Annotated in this window: 17 protein-coding genes and 1 riboswitch; of the genes, 5 read left to right on the forward strand and 12 right to left on the reverse strand. The window is 67.6% G+C overall.

The features are described 5' to 3' along the window. Positions 1-96: 96 nt before the first annotated feature. From BLV97_RS04120 to trmB, 7 genes are all read right to left on the reverse strand, one after another. The gene (locus BLV97_RS04120; RefSeq protein WP_035842266.1) at positions 97-447 is read right to left on the reverse strand and encodes a LapA family protein; all 351 of its coding nucleotides are present in this window, start codon (positions 445-447) and stop codon (positions 97-99) included. Between the two features lie 13 nt (positions 448-460). Continuing rightward, complete coding sequence (ihfB, locus tag BLV97_RS04125; protein ID WP_035842269.1) at positions 461-742, reverse strand: integration host factor subunit beta; 282 nt, start codon at positions 740-742, stop codon at positions 461-463. Between the two features lie 324 nt (positions 743-1,066). Then, positions 1,067-2,749, reverse strand: coding sequence for a 30S ribosomal protein S1 (gene rpsA / locus BLV97_RS04130; protein WP_035842272.1), 1,683 nt, complete (start codon positions 2,747-2,749; stop codon positions 1,067-1,069). Between the two features lie 242 nt (positions 2,750-2,991). Continuing rightward, positions 2,992-3,231, reverse strand: coding sequence for a hypothetical protein (locus tag BLV97_RS04135; RefSeq protein WP_035842274.1), 240 nt, complete (start codon positions 3,229-3,231; stop codon positions 2,992-2,994). A gap of 328 nt (positions 3,232-3,559) precedes the next feature. Further along, on the reverse strand, positions 3,560-4,144 hold the full coding sequence (locus BLV97_RS04140) for a (d)CMP kinase (RefSeq protein ID WP_035842277.1): 585 nt from the start codon (positions 4,142-4,144) through the stop codon (positions 3,560-3,562). Between the two features lie 99 nt (positions 4,145-4,243). Then, positions 4,244-5,596 (reverse strand): 3-phosphoshikimate 1-carboxyvinyltransferase, encoded by a 1,353-nt coding sequence (gene aroA / locus BLV97_RS04145; protein ID WP_035842278.1) that lies wholly within the window; start codon positions 5,594-5,596, stop codon positions 4,244-4,246. 94 nt (positions 5,597-5,690) lie between these two features. Further along, complete coding sequence (trmB, locus tag BLV97_RS04150; protein WP_035842280.1) at positions 5,691-6,392, reverse strand: tRNA (guanine(46)-N(7))-methyltransferase TrmB; 702 nt, start codon at positions 6,390-6,392, stop codon at positions 5,691-5,693. Between the two features lie 147 nt (positions 6,393-6,539). On the opposite strand from trmB, the gene BLV97_RS04155 reads away from it, so the two are divergent. Both BLV97_RS04155 and BLV97_RS04160 read left to right on the forward strand, forming a co-directional pair. Continuing rightward, the gene (locus tag BLV97_RS04155) at positions 6,540-7,004 is read left to right on the forward strand and encodes a nuclear transport factor 2 family protein (protein ID WP_035842282.1); all 465 of its coding nucleotides are present in this window, start codon (positions 6,540-6,542) and stop codon (positions 7,002-7,004) included. A 4-nt stretch (positions 7,005-7,008) separates the two neighbouring features. Continuing rightward, a complete protein-coding gene (locus tag BLV97_RS04160; RefSeq protein ID WP_210184763.1) occupies positions 7,009-7,605 on the forward strand; it encodes a TetR/AcrR family transcriptional regulator in 597 nt (198 codons plus the stop codon). A gap of 17 nt (positions 7,606-7,622) precedes the next feature. On the opposite strand, the gene queF is transcribed toward BLV97_RS04160, so the two are convergent. Beyond that, complete coding sequence (gene queF, locus BLV97_RS04165; protein WP_035842283.1) at positions 7,623-8,087, reverse strand: preQ(1) synthase; 465 nt, start codon at positions 8,085-8,087, stop codon at positions 7,623-7,625. Positions 8,088-8,090: 3 nt separating this feature from the next. After that, the gene (gene metK, locus BLV97_RS04170; RefSeq protein WP_035842286.1) at positions 8,091-9,257 is read right to left on the reverse strand and encodes a methionine adenosyltransferase; all 1,167 of its coding nucleotides are present in this window, start codon (positions 9,255-9,257) and stop codon (positions 8,091-8,093) included. A 4-nt stretch (positions 9,258-9,261) separates the two neighbouring features. After that, a riboswitch (SAM-SAH riboswitch) is annotated at positions 9,262-9,311 on the reverse strand. A gap of 265 nt (positions 9,312-9,576) precedes the next feature. Between metK and BLV97_RS04175 the strand changes: the two genes are divergently transcribed. From BLV97_RS04175 to BLV97_RS04185, 3 genes are read left to right on the forward strand one after another with little or no spacing between them, the layout of a single operon-like run. After that, a complete protein-coding gene (locus BLV97_RS04175) occupies positions 9,577-10,677 on the forward strand; it encodes an efflux RND transporter periplasmic adaptor subunit (protein WP_051646053.1) in 1,101 nt (366 codons plus the stop codon). A gap of 8 nt (positions 10,678-10,685) precedes the next feature. After that, positions 10,686-11,759 carry an efflux RND transporter periplasmic adaptor subunit gene (locus BLV97_RS04180; RefSeq protein WP_160169180.1) on the forward strand — a complete coding sequence of 358 codons (1,074 nt, stop codon included), beginning with the start codon at positions 10,686-10,688 and terminating at the stop codon, positions 11,757-11,759. Then, a complete protein-coding gene (locus tag BLV97_RS04185) occupies positions 11,756-14,806 on the forward strand; it encodes an efflux RND transporter permease subunit (RefSeq protein WP_035842291.1) in 3,051 nt (1,016 codons plus the stop codon). Before BLV97_RS04180 ends, BLV97_RS04185 begins: the two co-directional genes overlap by 4 nt. A gap of 128 nt (positions 14,807-14,934) precedes the next feature. Here BLV97_RS04185 and BLV97_RS04190 read toward each other — a convergent pair whose 3' ends face one another. The 3 genes from BLV97_RS04190 to miaB all read right to left on the reverse strand — a co-directional run bounded on the left by BLV97_RS04190 (position 14,935) and on the right by miaB (position 17,494). Then, positions 14,935-15,276 carry a hypothetical protein gene (locus BLV97_RS04190; protein WP_035842294.1) on the reverse strand — a complete coding sequence of 114 codons (342 nt, stop codon included), beginning with the start codon at positions 15,274-15,276 and terminating at the stop codon, positions 14,935-14,937. A gap of 13 nt (positions 15,277-15,289) precedes the next feature. Beyond that, positions 15,290-15,862: an OmpA family protein gene (locus tag BLV97_RS04195; RefSeq protein WP_244520962.1), complete on the reverse strand. Its 573-nt coding sequence runs from the start codon at positions 15,860-15,862 to the stop codon at positions 15,290-15,292. A gap of 300 nt (positions 15,863-16,162) precedes the next feature. Next, on the reverse strand, positions 16,163-17,494 hold the full coding sequence (gene miaB, locus BLV97_RS04200; RefSeq protein WP_035842303.1) for a tRNA (N6-isopentenyl adenosine(37)-C2)-methylthiotransferase MiaB: 1,332 nt from the start codon (positions 17,492-17,494) through the stop codon (positions 16,163-16,165). Positions 17,495-17,764 lie beyond the last annotated feature (270 nt).

The raw sequence follows: 17,764 nt of genomic DNA on the forward strand, positions 1-17,764 counted from the left end.
CTGCTGTCGAGCGTGTACTCCGCCAGCCGAAGATTCGCTTATTCCTGTGCCGGGCATCTTGCGGGCAGAAGCCCCGGACGACGGCCGACCGCGCCGTCAGGCGGCGGGCTTGTCTTTTTCGATCAGCGCAAGAACCTCGTCCTGCGGCGTCGGCTTCAGCTTGGCGATCTCGCGGTTGAGCTGGCGCGCCTCGCGCGACGAACGGGCGGCGACCTTGCGGTGCTTGTGCTCGCGCAGCCATTCCCACAGGAAGCCCAGCAGCACCCCCGTCGCCATTGCCACGAAGATCACCAGATAGAGCGGCAGCCCGACGGCCCAGTTGCGCCCCACATAGGGTACGAATTCCGACGGCAGCAGGGTCAGCGTCACCGTCCCCCGGTTCGCGGAGGCGACCAACAGCAGCACAAGCCCGATCAGGACCAGCACGAGATAGCGGAGATAGCGCATGGTTTCCTTCCGGTTACTTTCCGTTCAGCCGGTCGCGCAGCAGCTTGCCGGTCTTGAAGAACGGCACCGCCTTTTCCGAGACATCAACCGCCTCGCCGGTGCGTGGGTTCCGTCCGGTCCGCGCGCCGCGCTGCTTGACCGAGAAGGCGCCGAAACCGCGCAATTCCACGCGGTCCCCACGCGACAGGGCCGAGATGATTTCCTCGAAGATCGTGTTCACGATCTTCTCCACATCGCGTTGATACAGATGTTGGTTCTCGTCGGCGATCTTCTGAACCAGTTCCGAACGGATCATCGAGCAGTCCCCCTGTGGGCCTCTACGGCAGCGTTTCCCACTACTTTATATGGCACAGACTATAGGCTCAATTTTCGCGGGCACAAACAGAAAGCCATTGGAATGGCGCGGCTTTCTGGACCGCAACCTGCCCCGATCACGCGACTGTGCCCGGTTTTGCGGCGCCTTCGCACGCCAGCATCGCCGCCGCGACATGCCATCCGCGGGCTCGTGCGCCCTTGCTGCGTTGCGGCATGGGGGCGTGATTCGGCCGTCCCGCGGGTCCGCAAAGACAAACGGCCCCGCACGAAGGCGGGGCCGTTCGAGACTAAGTCCGAAGAAGGGTTACTCCTTGTCGCCCTTCAGCGCGGCGCCCAGGATGTCGCCCAACGAGGCGCCCGAGTCGGACGAGCCGTACTGTTCCACGGCCTCCTTCTCTTCGGCGATCTCGCGCGCCTTGATCGACAGGCCCAGGCGGCGGGTCTTGGCGTCCACATTGGTGACGCGCACATCGACATGGTCACCAACCTGGAAGCGTTCGGGGCGCTGCTCGGCGCGGTCGCGCGACAGGTCCGAACGGCGGATGAACGACTTCATGCCGTTGTATTCCACCTCGATCCCGCCGTCCTCGATCGCCGTCACGGTGACGGTGATGACCGAGCCGCGCTTGACGCCGTCGACGGCATCCGAGAACGTGTCTTCGCCCAGCGCCTTGATCGAGAGCGAGATGCGCTCTTTCTCGGTGTCGACCTCGGTCACGACCGCCTGGACGATGTCGCCCTTGCGGTAGTTCTGGATCGCCTCTTCGCCGCGCTGGTCCCAGCTCAGGTCCGAAAGGTGCACCATGCCGTCGATATCGTTCTCGAGCCCCACGAACAGACCGAATTCGGTGATGTTCTTGACCTCGCCCTCGATCTGGGTGCCGGCCGGATGGGTTTCTGCGAACTGCTCCCACGGGTTGCGCATGGTCTGCTTGAGACCCAGGCTGACGCGGCGCTTGGCGCTGTCGATTTCCAGAACCATGACGTCGACTTCCTGGCTGGTCGAGACGATCTTGCCGGGATGGACGTTCTTCTTGGTCCAGGACATTTCCGAGACGTGCACCAGGCCCTCGACCCCCGGCTCCAGCTCCACGAAGGCGCCGTAGTCGGTGATGTTGGTGACGCGGCCCTTGTGGACCGAACCCAGCGGATAGTTGGCCTCGACGGCATCCCAGGGATCGGCCTGCAGCTGCTTCATGCCCAGGCTGATGCGGTGGGTTTCCTTGTTGATCTTGATGACCTGAACCTTGACGGTCTCGCCGATCGACAGGATTTCCGACGGGTGGTTGACGCGGCGCCAGGCCATGTCGGTGACGTGCAGCAGGCCGTCCACGCCGCCCAGATCCACGAAGGCGCCGTATTCGGTGATGTTCTTGACCACACCGTCGACGTTCTGGCCTTCGGTGAGGTTGGCGATGACCTCGGCGCGCTGTTCGGCGCGGCTTTCTTCCAGGATGGCGCGGCGCGAGACCACGATGTTGCCGCGGCGGCGGTCCATCTTGAGGATCTGGAAGGGCTGTTTCATGCCCATCAGCGGGCCCGCGTCACGCACGGGGCGCACATCGACCTGGCTGCCGGGCAGGAAGGCCACGGCACCGCCCAGATCGACGGTGAAGCCACCCTTGACGCGGCCGAAGATCGCGCCCTCGACGCGGGCCTCGTCGGCATAGGCCTTCTCGAGGCGGTCCCAGGCCTCTTCGCGGCGGGCCTTGTCGCGGCTGATGACGGCCTCGCCGCGGGCGTTCTCGACGCGGTCCAGGTAGACCTCGACTTCGTCGCCGATTTCTATTTCGGGGGCCTCGCCGGGATTGGCGAATTCCTTGAGATCGACGCGGCCTTCCATCTTGTAGCCGACGTCGATGATGGCCTGGCCCGCCTCGATGGCGATGACCCGGCCCTTGACGACACTGCCTTCGTCGGGCGTGTCGATCTCGAAGCTTTCTTGAAGGAGGGCTTCGAATTCCTCCATGGACGCTTTGGCGCTCATGCGGTTCAGTTTCCTTTTGCGTTCTGTCTGGCCGGGCGGTTGGCTCCGCCGGTCTGATCATTGGGTGCCGATCGGGGGCGGGCCGGACAAAAGACAAAGGGCCGGACGTTTTCGTTCCGACCCTGCCCCTGGTCCCGTGGCTTTGCCGCCTTCTTGACGAGGCGTCTATACGCGTCCGCGCCCCATCCCGCAAGGGGTTTCGGCCCCGAAAGCGCGGGAACGGGGAGGCGACCGGCGCCGGATCAGCGCCGGATCAACGGCCAGTCGAGGTTGCGCCTGGGCAGGGGCTCCAGCCCGATGTCGCGCCGCATCCGGTCGTCCAGCAGCGGAGGAGGGTGTCGATCCCGGCGCAGCAGCGCCGCCAGCGCGGCGCGCAGCACCCGCCAGGCGCCGTGTTGCGCGATGACGAGGTCAAGCGGCACCGGCATGTCGCGCGGGGCGGTCTCGGGATTGTGCGGGAAGGGGGTGATCGTCGCAATCATGAACTGCAGACCGGCGCCTTCACGGCCACTGGCTCCTCTGGTTCGGGAAAGACCGGGCCGGCGCGGGACTATTCCCTTGCAGGACCTCGGATCATGTCAGGTTCGGAAGGGGAGGGACCAGGTCGGCCCCAAGAAGGACGCGATCAGTGCCGCGACAGTTGTCGCGCGGCCCCACGGGTTCGGCGCGCCGGATAGGCGTATACGATGCAAATCATGTCACGCCTCCTTCTTTGCGCGTCGAACAAGTCTGCACGGTACAGGCTTTGCGGCGCGGGCCAAGGCTATACGAGTTGAAATGCAACGGCTGTGGTAGGCGCGCCACATTGCCTCAGCCGAGCCGCGCCTCCACGGCGGACACGGCCTTGGCGACGGCCTCGTCAATGCTCATCTCTGAGGTGTCCAGTTGCAGCGCATCCCCGGCCGGGCGCAGGGGAGCGTCGGCGCGGCCCATGTCGCGGGCATCGCGTTCGCGCACCTCGGCCAATACCTTGGCCTCGTCGCCACCGACTTCCAGCCAGCGCCGGTGCGCCCGCACCTCGGCCGAGGCGGTGATGTAAAGCTTCACTTCGGCCTCGGGGCAGATCACTGTGCCGATGTCGCGCCCGTCGAGCACCGCGCCGCCCTCGCGCCGGGCAAAGTCCTTCTGAAAGGCGGCCAGCGCGGCGCGTACCTCGGGGATCGCGGCGACGCGGCTGGCTGCCTGGCCGGCCTCCTGGCTGCGCAGATCGCCGCGTTCCAGATCGGCGGGTACCAGCGAACGCGCCGCCGCCAGCGGATCGCCGCCCTTGGCGCCCACCGCGCGGTAAAGCAGGCCGGTGTCGAGATGGGCAAAGCCGAAACGCGCGGCCAGGGTCCGCCCGATCGTGCCCTTGCCCGCCGCCGCGGGCCCGTCAATCGCCACTGTGAAGATCATGACACCTCTCCCAGGCTTGCCCGCGGGACGCCTCCGGCGGGCGTATATGGGGAACAATGAAAAGGCGCTCTTTCATTGTTCGTTAAATACGCGAAGGGCCTATCCATCCCCCCGCGAGATCGCGGCGCCGAGCCCCGACATCAGCGCCTCGAACACCGGGAAGGACGTGGCGATCGGGCTGCCGTCGTCGACGCTGACCGGCTTTTGCGCCGCGAGCCCCAGCACCAGGAAGCTCATCGCGATGCGGTGGTCGAGGTGGCTGGCGCAGGTCGCCCCACCCGGCACGCCGTCCGCGCCCCGCCCGTGCACGATCAGCGTGTCCTCGTCCTCCTCGATCCGTACACCGCAGGCCTCAAGCCCGCGCGCCATCGCGTCGATCCGGTCGCTTTCCTTGACCCGCAGTTCCTTCACCCCGCGCATCACCGTGGTACCGGTGGCACAGGCCGCGACGACCGAAAGCACCGGGAATTCGTCGATCATGCTGGCGGCGCGATCGGGCGGCACCTCGACGCCCTGCAGGCCGCCGGTGAAGCGCACGCGCAGGTCCGCGACGGGCTCGCCGCCCTCTTCGCGTGGGGACTCGAAAACAATGTCGGCGCCCATCTCGATCAGCGTGGTGTAAAGGCCGTCGCGGGTGGGATTGCGGCTGACGCCGGGGACGGTGATCTCGCTGCCCTCGACGATCAGCGCGGCACAGACGGGGAAGGCGGCCGAGGAGGGGTCGCGCGGCACCGCAACTGTTTGCGGCCGCAATTCCGGCTCGCCGCTCAGGGTGATGACGCGGCCCTCGGCGCTGTCCTCGACATCGACCCGGGCACCAAAGCCGCGCAGCATACGCTCGGAATGGTCGCGCGTGGCCTCGCGCTCGATCACCATGGTCTGGCCCGGCGCGTTCAGCCCCGCCAGCAGCACCGCGGATTTCACCTGCGCCGATGGCATCGGCGTGGCATAGCGCACCGGCACCGGCTCGGCGGCGCCGACGATGGTCATCGGCAGGCGGCCGCCGGCCCGCCCGTAGGCCCGCGCGCCGAACAGCGCCATCGGGTCGGTGATCCGGCCCATCGGGCGTTTGCGCAGGCTCGCGTCGCCGGTGAAGGTGGCGGTGATCGGGGTCGTGGCCATCGCGCCCATGATCAGCCGCACCCCCGTGCCGGAATTGCCGCAATCGATCACCGCCTCGGGTTCGGCGAAGCCGCCCACGCCGACGCCCTGCACCGACCAGGCGCCGGGCCCGTGCCGGGTGACCTCGGCCCCGAAGGCGCGCATCGCCTTCGCGGTGTCAAGCACGTCCTCGCCTTCCAACAGGCCCGTGATCTTCGTCTCGCCCACCGCCAGTGCGCCCAGGATCAGCGCACGGTGGCTGATCGACTTGTCGCCCGGCACCTCCGCCACGCCCGTCAGGGGGCCGGAGCGGCGCGCGGTCATCGGGATCGGGTGGTCATGGCCGGACATGAGGAGGCTCCTTCATCGCTCGCCCGGGGTGATAGCGCAGGGCAAGGGGGGCGTCCATCGTGCCTTTCATTGTTCCCCAAATACGCCCGCGGCCTCACCGCCGGCGAAACGTCAGGTAATGCGGCTCCCGGCCTTCGCGCAGCGCCTTCTGCTCGTAGCGGGTGGACAGCCAGTCTTCCCAAGGCGTGCCGCCCTGATCGAGCAGATCGAACCCGGCGGGGGGCACCTCTTCCAGGGTCTGGCGGACGTAGTCGGGGATATCGGTGGCGACGCGGAATTCGGCCCCCGGGGCCAGCACCCGATGCAATGGCTGCAGATGTTCGGGCGTGACGAAGCGGCGGCGGTGGTGGCGGGCCTTGGGCCAGGGGTCGGGATAGTTCAGGAAGGCCTTGGTGATCGACCCCGCGGGCAGCACGTCGAACAGGTCGCGCACGTCGCCAGGGTGGACCGCGACATTCGTCACCCCGGCGCGGCGGATCTTGCCCAAGAGCATCGCGACGCCGTTGATGAAGGGCTCGCAGCCGATGATCCCCACCCCGGGATAGCGCGCCGCCATGTGGACCATGTGCTCACCGCCGCCGAAGCCGATTTCCAGCCAGACAGGCCGGTCGTCGAACAGGGCCTTCAGGTCCAGCGGCCTGCGTTCGGGGTTTTCGTCGAAGTCCACCGGCCCGGGTGAGAGCGCCTTGAGATCGGCGTCGAGATAGCCGCGCTGGCTGTTGCGCAGGGTCTTGCCGGAGCGTCGGCCATAGAAGTTGCGCCAGGGGCGTTCGGGGGTATCGCTGCTGTCGGTCATGGCGGGCGTATGGACTGCGGGGCGGGCGCGCGTCAAGGGCCGCCACTGGCAGAGGAACGCGCGTCGGGCACCGGGTATCTTTCTTGATGGAACCGATTGGTAAAATGGTATACCGATCGGTAAACAAAGCGCCGCCAGGAGGCCTCAATGACACATCCCCTCGTTCCCCCCTTCACCGAAGAAACCGCCCGCGCCAAGGTCCGCATGGCCGAGGACGGCTGGAACAGCCGCGACCCGGAGCGCGTGGCGCTAGTCTACACGCCCGACAGCCTGTGGCGGAACCGTGCCGAATTTCCCCGCGGGCGTGACGAGATCATCGCCTTCCTGCGCCGTAAGTGGAGCCATGAGATCGAGTACCGGTTGATCAAGGAGCTTTGGGCGCATGACGGCAACCGCATCGCGGTGCGCTTCGCCTATGAATGGCATGACGATTCCGGCAACTGGTTCCGATCCTATGGGAATGAGAATTGGATGTTCGACGACGCCGGCCTGATGGAGCGCCGATTTGCCTCGATCAACGACATGCCAATCAGCGCCGAAGCGCGCAAGTTCTTCTGGCCGCTCGGGCGGCGGCCCGACGATCACCCCGGCCTGTCCGAATTGGGGCTGTAGCGGAATGGTGCGCCAGGTAAGGGAGCGTGCTGACGTTGTGCCGCAACTGGCCGAGGTCTTTCGCGTGCACGGGTTCGAAGGGGCCTCGCTAAGCCGGATCCGCGCGGAGACCGGGTTGGGAAAGGGCAGCCTTTACCACTTCTTTCCAGGTGGCAAGGATGAGATGGCAGCGGCGGTTCTGGCCGATGTCGACGCCTGGTTCCTGCGCGAGGTCTTCAGCCCGCTCGACAGCCTGCCCCCCGAGGAGGGGCTGGCGCTAATGTGGCGAGCGGTCGACGGGTATTTTGCCTCGGGCCGACGGATCTGCCTTGTCGGGGCCTTTGCGCTGGACGCGACACGCGATCGCTTCGCGGCGGCGGTGTGCGGCTATTTCGAGCGCTGGATTGCATCGCTGCGCGGCGCTCTTTTGCGGGCCGGCCTTGCCAACGCCCGGGCGGCGGCGCTGGCCGAGGATCTGGTGCTAAGCATTCAGGGCGCGCTGGTGCTGAGCAGGGCACTACGCGAGGATGCGCCGGCATCGCACAAGGACACGGTCTTCTCCCGCGCGCTTCGGCGGATGCAGGACGAAGTTGGCCAGGCGCTGAAGCGGCCGCCCGCCTGAGACGGCGAAGCGCGCCGCTAGCCCCGGCCGCGGTAGGGGGCCACGCCCTGGTCGGGGATCCAGACGCCTTCGGGCGGGGCGCCGGTCTGCCAGAACACGTCGATCGGGATGCCGCCGCGCGGGTACCAATAGGCGCCGATGCGCAGCCAGCGCGGCTCCAGCAGGTCGACCAGCCGCGTCGCCACCTTCATCGTGCAATCCTCATGGAACGAGCCGTGATTGCGGAACGAGGTCAGGAACAGCTTCAGCGACTTGCTTTCCACCAGCCAGTCGCCCGGGACGTAGTCGATCACGATATGGGCAAAGTCGGGCTGCCCGGTCATCGGGCAGAGCGAGGTGAATTCCGGCGCGGTGAAGCGCACGACATAATCCTGGCCGGAATGGCCCGAGGGTACGCGTTCCAGCACCGCCTCCTCGGGGGAGGCGGGCTGTTCGACCGAGGTGCCAAGCTGGGTCAGGCCCGAGACATCCGTACCCGACATGGCCTAGAGCGCCTCCTTCAGCGCATCCACGAGGTCGGTCTTCTCCCAGGAAAAGCCGCCGTCGGCGTCCGGCGCGCGGCCGAAATGGCCATAGGCCGAGGTGCGCTGGTAGATCGGCTTGTTCAGCCCCAGATGGGTGCGGATGCCGCGCGGGCTGAGGTTCATCGCCTGCGCCACGGCGCGCTCGATCTTCTCCTCGGCGACGTTGCCGGTGCCGTGGGTGTCGACATAGATCGACAGCGGCTTGGCCACGCCGATCGCGTAGGAAAGTTGCAGCGTGCAGCGCTTGGCCAGCCCCGCCGCGACCACGTTCTTGGCCAGGTAGCGCGCAGCATAGGCGGCCGAGCGGTCGACCTTGGTCGGATCCTTGCCCGAAAACGCGCCGCCGCCATGGGGCGCCGCGCCGCCGTAGGTGTCGACGATGATCTTGCGCCCGGTCAGCCCGGCGTCGCCGTCGGGGCCGCCGATCACGAACTTGCCCGTGGGGTTCACATGCCATTCGGTCACGTCGGTGACCCAGCCCTCGGGCAGAACCTCCATGATGTAGGGATTGACGATCCGGCGCACGTCGTCCGAGGTCAGCGACGGGTCGATATGCTGGGTCGAGAGCACCAGCGAGGTCACCGCCACCGGCACCCCGTTCTCGTAGCGGATCGACAACTGCGACTTGGCGTCGGGGCCCAGCTTGGGTTCCGCGCCGGACTTGCGCGCCTGCGCCAGACGCTGCAGGATCGCATGGGCGTAGAGGATCGGCGCGGGCATCAGCGCCTCGGTCTCGTCGGTGGCATAGCCGAACATGATGCCCTGGTCGCCGGCGCCCTCATCCTTGTTGCCCGAGGCGTCCACGCCCTGGGCGATGTCCGCGGACTGGGCGTGCAGGTAGCTGTCGACCTTCATGTTGGCCCAGTGGAAGCCATCCTGTTCATACCCGATTTCCTTCACGCAGTCGCGCGCGATGTCTTCGACACGTTCGATCACCTCGCCAGGGCCGCGCACTTCGCCGCCAATGATGACGCGATCGGTGGTGGCGAAGGTCTCGCAGGCGACGCGGGACTGGGGGTCGGCGGCAAGGAAGGCATCGAGGATGGCATCCGAGATCCGGTCGCAGACCTTGTCTGGGTGGCCCTCCGAGACGGACTCGGACGTGAAGATGTAGTCGCTGCGGGACATGAAGTGCTCCATTCGGGGTTACGCCGCCACGCCAGGAAGCCGTTGTGGCAGTCAATCCCGCACTGCTATCCTTCCTGCCCCTGGGGGTCAATGGTGGACGGGGCGGGATACGGTGCGCGCGTCGAGACGCGCCATGCGTGTCGCGGCTCGACGCGCGACGCCACGGCATGTGCTGTCGGACGGTCGCGCCCGGGTCACGCGGGTTGCACGACCCTGCGAACTCCCTCAATACTGATGTGCGAAATGCGGATGCGCGAAAGGTGCCGGGAACCTGGGGGTGATCGGGGCGGGCAGGCGCGAAGGCAGCAAAGGATCGAGGATGGGGAATGCGGTGAACAGCGGCCGGCCGGGCCGCAGGGCTGGCGCTGCCGTCCTCGCGGCGCTGGTCGCGGGGCTGATGCCGGCGCAGGCGGCCCGGGCCGGGGGGCCACCGCTGCCGGTGCAGATCGTCACCGTCCACCAAAGCGCCGATCTGCGCCGCTTCACCCTGACCGGCGAAATCGCCGCGCGGCACATGTTGACGGCCTCGTTCGCGGATTCCGGTCGGATCGTGGCCTTGCCCGTCTCCGAGGGCGACCACGTCGCCAAGGGGGCGGTGCTGGCAAGGCTCGATTCCGTCCAGCAGGAACAGGCACTGCTGTCGGCCAAGGCCGCGCTTTCCTCGGCCGGCGCCAATGCCCGCAAGGCGCGCGAGGATGCCGACCGCCAGGATGGGCTACTGGAACGCGGGGCGACAACCCGCAGCGCCCGCGACGCGGCCGCCGATCAGCTGCGCGCGGCCGAGGCCGGTGTGGCCCAGGCCCAGGCGGACCTGGACCGCGCCCGGAAGGCGTTGGCCGATACCGAGCTGCGCGCGCCCGCCGAGGCCACCGTGATCGGCAAGATGGCCGAACTGGGCCAGGTGGTGGGGGCCGCGCAGCCGGTTCTGCGGCTGGCGCTGGGGCAGCAATACGACGCGATCTTTCAATTGCCCGAGGCCGTGCCCGCCACGCTGGATGTGCACCCCACCCAGGTGACGCTGTCGCCGGTGGGGCGGCCGGACGAAACCGTCGTGGGCCTGCCGCGACTGATCTCGCCGCTGGTCGATCCGGCGCAGGGGACGGTGAAGGTGACGGTGGGGATGCCTTCGCTGCCCAAGGGGATGCATATCGGCGATCCTGTCGTGGGCACGGTGGTGTTGCGCGACCCGCCCCGGGTGATGCTGCCCTGGTCGGCGATCACCGCGACGGCCAGCGGCCCCGCCGTCTGGATCGTCGATCCCGGCACCCGCGCGGTTTCGCTGCGCCAGGTGCAGATCCTGCGGTATGAAACCGGCCGCATCGTCCTGTCGGGCGGGCTGAAGGATGGCCAGCAGGTCGTGGGGCTGGGCGCCAGCCTGCTGTATCCTGGCCGGATCGTGCGTGGGGTGGGGGAAAAATGATGCGCGGAGTGACCGGTTCCGCTTGGCTTGCGGTGATCGCGCTGACGCTGCTGGCGGCCTGCAAGCCGCAGACCGCCGCGCCGTCGCCGCCGCGCCCGGTCGTGTCCGAGGTGCTGACGCCGCAAGCCGGGCTGCGGCCCGCCTATGTCGGCACGATCGCGCCCCGGACGCAGACCGATCTTGGCTTTCCGCTGGCCGGCACGCTGGCCGAACGCCCGGTGGAAGAGGGCGATGTCGTCAAGCGCGGCGCGGTACTGGCCCGGCTTGATCCCCAGCAGCTGGAGGCGCAGATGCGCGCAGCCCAGGCCGGCGTGACGGTGGCCGAGGCGCAGCTGAATTCGGCCCGGGACGCGGCGGACCGGGCGAAGGCATTGACCGCCAAGGGCGTGAACAGCGCGGCCTCGGAAGAGGCGGCGAAGAATGTGCTGGCGGCCGCCGAGGCACGGCTGGCCCAGGCCCGCGCGGCGCTGGCGCAAAGCCGCCAGGTGCTGGGCTTTGCCACGCTCAGGGCGCCGCAAGACGGGGTGATCACCCATGTCTATGCCCAGCCCGGCGCGGCGTTGAGCGCGGGCCAGAAGGTCGTGCAACTGGCGGCCACGCAGGACCGCGAGGCGGTGATCGACCTGTCGGAACAGGATGCGGCGGGACTGGCGCCCGGCGCGGTGTTCCAGGTCCGGCTGGAGGCCGCGCCGCAGATCGCCACCACGGCCAGCCTGCGCCGCATCGATCCGGTGGCCGACCCCACCACCCGCACCCGGCGCCTGCATCTGACGCTGGCCGCCGATGCCGCCGCCGCCTTTCGGCTGGGGGCGCTGGTGCAGGTCGAACCCGGCGCGCGGACCAAGGCCCGGCTGACCCTTCCGCGCACCGCCCTGATCGGCGGCAAGCCGCGGGTCTGGGTGGTGTCGCGCCAATCCGGCGCCCGGACCGGCAGGGTGCGCGCGCAGCCCGTCACCCTGGCCCCCGGCGCCGGCGATCGCCTGGTCGTGGCCGGCGGGCTGAGCGCGGGCGACGAGGTGGTGCTGAAGGGCGTGAACTCGATCAAGGACGGGCAGGTTGTCGGCCCGAGGGTGGCGCGATGAAACGGTTCAACCTGTCGGACTGGGCGCTGGGCCACCGATCCTTCGTGTGGTTCCTGATGATCGTCTGCCTGGTCGCGGGCGCCTATGCCTATGTCACCATCGGCCGCGAGGAAGATCCGAATTTCGCGATCAAGACGATGGTGGTCTCGGCCTCGCTGCCCGGCGCCTCGGTCGAGGAGACGGTGGATCAGGTCACCGACCGGATCGAGAAGAAGTTGCAGGAACTGCCGGAACTGGATTTCACCCGCTCGATCACCCGGCCGGGGCAGGCGGTGGTCTATGTCAATCTGCTGGCCACCACCAAGGCGCGGGAACTGCCCCGGATCTGGCAGCGCGTGCGCGACATGATGTCCGATATCCGCCCCGATTTTCCGCAGGAATTCCAGGGCTTCCGCTTCAACGACGATTTCGGCGACGTCTACGGCAACCTCTTTGCCTTCACCGCCGACGGCTTTTCCCCGCGCGAATTGCGCGACCATGTCGAAACCGTCAAACGCGAGATCCAGGCCCTGCCCGACGCCGGCAAGGTCGAACTTTACGGCACCCGCGACGAGGCGATCTATCTGGATTTCTCGCTGCGCAAGCTGGCGGCTCTGGGGTTGAACGAACAGGCGGTGCTGGCCACGCTGCAGACCCAGAACGCGATCCTGCCCTCGGGCGTGATCAACGCGGGGAACGAACGTGTGCAGGTGCAACTGGGCGGCCAGTTCACCGATGCGCAAAGCCTGGCCGACGTGAACCTGCGCGTGGGCGGGCGTTTCTTTCGCCTGACCGACGTGGCCTCGATCCGGCGGGGCTATACCGATCCGCCGGCCAACATCTTCCGCTATGACGGGCGGGATGCGATCGGGCTGCGGGTGGGGATGAAGCCCGGCGCGAACATCATCGACTTCGGCCAGGAACTGCAGCGCGTCATGGCCCGGGCCCGGGCCGAGATGCCGATCGGCATCGCGATCCATCAGGTGGCCGATCAGCCGAAGGTGGTCGAACATGCGGTGGGAGGATTTCTGCGGGCGCTGTTCGAGGCTGTGGCAATCGTTCTGATCGTCAGCTTCGTCAGCCTCGGGCTGCGTGCCGGGCTGGTGGTGACGGTGACCATTCCGCTGGTGCTGGCGATCACCTTCGTGGTGATGAAATATTCCGGCATCTCGCTCCAGCGGATCTCGCTGGGGGCGCTGATCATCTCGCTGGGCCTGCTGGTCGACGACGCGATGATCACCATCGAAACGATGATCTCACGGCTGGAAAAGGGCGAGACTCGGCGCCGCGCGGCCTCTTACGCCTGGACCTCGATCGCCTTTCCGATGCTGTCGGGGACACTGGTGACGGTGGCGGGCTTCATCCCGATCGGGCTGAACAATTCGGCGGCGGGGGAATTCACCTTCTCGCTGTTCGTGGTGATCGCGGTGTCGCTGCTGGTCAGCTGGATCGCGGCGGTGCTGTTTGCGCCGCTTCTAGGGGTGACGCTTCTGCCCAAGAACTGGGCCCATCACGATCCCGCCCCGGGGCGGCTGCGGCGCACCTTCCACGGCGTCTTGCGCGCCGCGATGCGGTTTCGTTGGGTGACCATCGCGGCCACGCTGGCGGTGTTCGGGCTTTCGGTCTTCGGGATGCGCTATGTCGAACAGCAGTTCTTTCCCACCTCCGACCGGCCGGAGCTGATCGTCGATGTGAACCTGCCCGACAATGCCTCGATCGCCGATACGACGGCCACGGTGGACCGGCTGGAGGGGCAGGTCCGGGGCGATCCCGACGCGCTGTTCTGGACCAGCTACATCGGCACCAGCGCGCCGCGTTTCATCCTGTCCTATGACGTGGGAACGCCGGCGCCAAACATGGCCCAGATGGTGGTGCAGACCCCGGGCGTGGCCGCGCGCGATCGGCTGAAGGCGAAGATCCGCGCCTATGCAGATAGCCATCTGCCCGGCGTCGACCTGGTTGCCAAGAACCTGGAAATCGGCCCGCCGGTGGGCCGCCCGGTGCAATACCGCCTGTCGGGCCCCGACATCGGCGTGCTGCGTGACCACGCGCGGGATCTGGCGGCGGTGGTCGGGTCGAACCCGCATCTGCGCGACGTGGTGATGGACTGGAACGCCCCGGCGCGCGTGGTGCGGATCGAGGTGCTGCAGGACAAGGCGCGCCAGCTGGGGATCACGCCGAAGGATATCGCCGGGTCGCTGAACGCGATCTTCTCGGGGCAGGTGATCACGCAGTTGCGCGACAAGACCTATCTGGTCGACATCACCGCGCGCGGCGACAAGGCGGCGCGGCATTCGATCGAGGCGCTGAACGGGCTGCAATTGTCGGGGCCGAACGGGGCGGCGGTGCCGCTGTCGTCGCTGGCGGTGTTCCATTACGACACCCAGCCCTCGGTGATCTACCAGCGCAACCAGGTGCCCACGATCACCGTGAAGGCGGCGATCTCGGGGCCGGATCAGCCGGCCACGCTGGTCAAGGCGCTGGCGCCGCAGATCGCGGCGTTCCGCGCCAGCCTGCCGCCGGGCTATGCCGTCGCCATCGGCGGCACCGTGGAAAGCAGCGCCCAAAGCCAGGCGCCGATTGCCGCCGTGGTGCCGGTGATGCTGCTGATCATCCTGGCGCTGGTGATGATGCAGATGCAAAGCTTTCGCCTGGCCTTCATCGTCTTTTGCGCCGCGCCCCTGGGGCTGATCGGCGTGGTCGCGGCGCTGTTGCCGTCGGGCGCGCCGCTGGGCTTTGTCGCGATCCTGGGCGTGCTGGCGCTGATCGGCATCCTGATCCGCAACTCGATCATCCTGGTACATGAGATCGAGGTGCTGCGCGCGGATGGCATGCCCGCCTGGGACGCGGTCTTCCAGGCCTCGGACAGCCGGGCGCGGCCGATCCTGCTTACCGCGGCGGCGGCCAGCCTGGCGCTGATCCCCATCGCGCGTGAGATCTTCTGGGGGCCGATGGCTTATGCGATGATGGGCGGCATCATCGCCGGCACGATCGTGACGCTGGTCTTCGTGCCAGCGCTTTACCTTGCGGTGTTTCGTGTCAAGCCGGCGCCGGCGGGGCTGGCCTGACGCAGTTGCCGCCCGCTGCGCGCCTTGCCTACGGATCGGCGCCGCACCCGTCTCGCCAAAGGAAAACCGGCGGAAAGCGCTTGCTTCCCGCCGGTTCGTTGAAGGTCGCCCGGTTCCGCTGCCCGGCCCTAGCGGGTGTAGGTGACGTTCTCGCTGGGCGTGGTCGGATCGGTGATATCCTCTCCTGCCTTGAACGGCCCGGTGGCCACGTTCGGCGGTGCGATGCCCGAGCATACCGGTTTGCCGTACTTGTCGAGCCGCGCCGAAAGATAGCCTTCGATGCCGTCATCGATGATCCAGTGGTCGCAGCCGGTCGGGTCGACCCAAATGCCGGCCTTCAATTGGCTTAGGTGCTTGTCGCCGATCAGGCCGCGGTCAAAGCCTTTGTTCGGCGGGGTCGCTGTGAATTCGCCGCAGGCGGCTAGCACGACGGGGATCGTCAGGATGGCGAGTGTTCTGATCGCGGTCATCTGGTCCGTCCCCCTAGCGGATGCATTCGATTTCGACGCGGCGGTTCAGCGCCATGTTGTGCGCCGAGGTGTTCGGCACCCGCGGGTCGCGCTCGCCGTACCAGCGTACCGTCGCGATCCGTGCCCCGACCGAGCGCGCCACCCGCGCCACCGCCATCGCCCGGCGCTTCGACAGACCCATGTTGTAGGCGTCGGAACCGCGGCTGTCGGTATGACCGTTGATTTCGTAGGAAAATGCCTTGGCGTGGGTGAAGAAATGGGCCAGCTTGCGGCGGCCTTCGGTGCTGATGCGGGCGCTGGCGGTGTGGAACAACTGATCGCTATCCATCACGGCGCAGGTCTTGACGCGGTGGCAGATCGGTTTGCCATCGCGGGTCAGGCGGATGTCCATGAAGCCTTCGGCCCCGTCATCCATGGCCCAATGTTCGCAACCGTCCGGGTCGATCCAGATCGTCGGAATGTAGATCTCGCCGGTGCGGGTTTCGGGGGTCGCGGCGCTTGTTCGCGCGGGGGCGGGGGGGGCAACCCTCCCATTCGGCTGGTAAAGCCCAGGGGTGCCTCCCGCCTGCGCCGTGCCGCCCGTCATTCCAAAGACGAGGAGAGCGGCGCCGAGTGCGGCCAATCCTGCGCGAAATCGTCTGGAAAACATCTTTACTGTGCCCCCTGCCGTAAACCCATAAACGCCGGTCCAACCCCTTCCGGATCTGCCCCTTTGGGAATGGTCCCATACTCTATGTATCGGAGTCTAGCAAAATTAGGGGTAATGTGGAACGCCTTTCGCAATATATTGTGTCGCAGGCGGAGACATTATCACATCGGCGTGCGCATTGTCCCGTGGCACGGAACTTGCGACAGGTGGTTTTCCGGTCGGGGAAGCGGGGCGGTTTCAGGAATCCAGCCAGATCCCCGCAAGGGAGTTCGGTCCCGAAGCGGAGATTCTCACCCGTCCGATCACGCCCGGCTTCGCCTTTGGGTGGGTGACGTGGACGGCGTGCAGATAGTCGGACTTGCCCACCATCTGCCCGGCCATCCGGCCCGGCTTTTCGATCAGGACCGAAACCTCGCGGCCGACCATGGCTTGCTGGGTCGCGCGCTGCTGTTCTGTCAGCAGTGCTTGCAGGCGCTGCAGGCGGTCGTCGGCCTCTGCGCCGGGCACTGCCGCGCGTTCGGCCGCAGGCGTGCCGGGGCGGGCGGAATATTTGAACGAGAATGCGGCGCCGAAACCCACGGAGCGCACCAGATCCATCGTCGCCTGGAAATCCGCCTCGGTCTCGCCGGGAAAGCCGACGATGAAATCCGATGTCAGCAGGATATCGGGCCGGGCGGCGCGGATGCGTTCAACCAGCCGCAGATAGGCCTCGGCCGTGTGCTTGCGGTTCATCGCCTTCAGGATCCTGTCGCTGCCCGACTGCACGGGAAGATGCAGATAGGGCATCAGCTTGGGCTCGTCTCCATGGGCGGCGATCAGCCCGTCGTCCATGTCGTTGGGATGCGAGGTGGTATAGCGGATCCGCGCCAGCCCCTCGATCGCCGCCAGATCGCGCACCAGACCGCCCAGGCCGCCGGGGTGGCCGTGATAGGCGTTGACGTTCTGGCCCAGCAGCGTGAGTTCGCGAACGCCGCGATCGACCAGGCCGCGGGCCTCGGACAGGATCCGTTCGGCCGGGCGCGAGACCTCTACGCCGCGGGTATAGGGCACGACGCAGAAGGCGCAGAACTTGTCGCAGCCTTCCTGCACGGTCAGGAAGGCCGACGGCCCGCGCGCGGGCTTTTCGCGGGCGGGGAGGTGGTCGAACTTGTCCTCGGCCGGGAAATCGGTGTCGACGGTCTTGCGGCCCTCGGCGGCGGCCCGGGCCATGTCGGGCAGGCGGTGATAGCTTTGCGGGCCGACCACCAGATCGACCAGCGGCATCCGGTTGAGGATCTCCTCGCCCTCGGCCTGGGCCACGCATCCCGCGACGCCGATCTTCAGGCCGGGCCGGGCCTCTTTCAGCGGGCGCAGGCGGCCAAGGTCGGAATAGACCTTCTCGGCGGCCTTCTCGCGGATGTGGCAGGTGTTGAGCAGCACCATGTCGGCCTCATCCGCGTTCTCGGTCGTGACATAGCCCTCGGCGCTCAGGGCCTCGGCCATGCGCTCGCTGTCATAGACGTTCATCTGGCAGCCGTAGGTCTTGATGAACAGCTTCTTCGGCGCCGTCTTGGTGCTGTCGTCGGCCATGCGGGGCCCTCTGGGTGATGCAGCCGGCGTCCTAGCGCAATGGGGCCCGGCGCGCAACGGTTCTGGGGGGGGGCAGACTCAGGCAGGGCGGGCGCCTGGCCGCGGGGTGGTGCGACCCGGCGGGGGAGCGGCGCCATTTATGGCTGCAAGCCACTGCCTGCGCTGCCCCCCTGATCGAGGGCGTCAAAGCGCCAGCCCGCCGGGACGGGCAGGCGCCCGCCCTGCGCCCGGCGCGCGCGCACCGGGCGGAAACAGGGCTTGGCGGTGTGT

Origin of the sequence: Allgaiera indica (genome assembly GCF_900106675.1) — a bacterium.
Lineage (GTDB): Bacteria > Pseudomonadota > Alphaproteobacteria > Rhodobacterales > Rhodobacteraceae > Acidimangrovimonas > Acidimangrovimonas indica.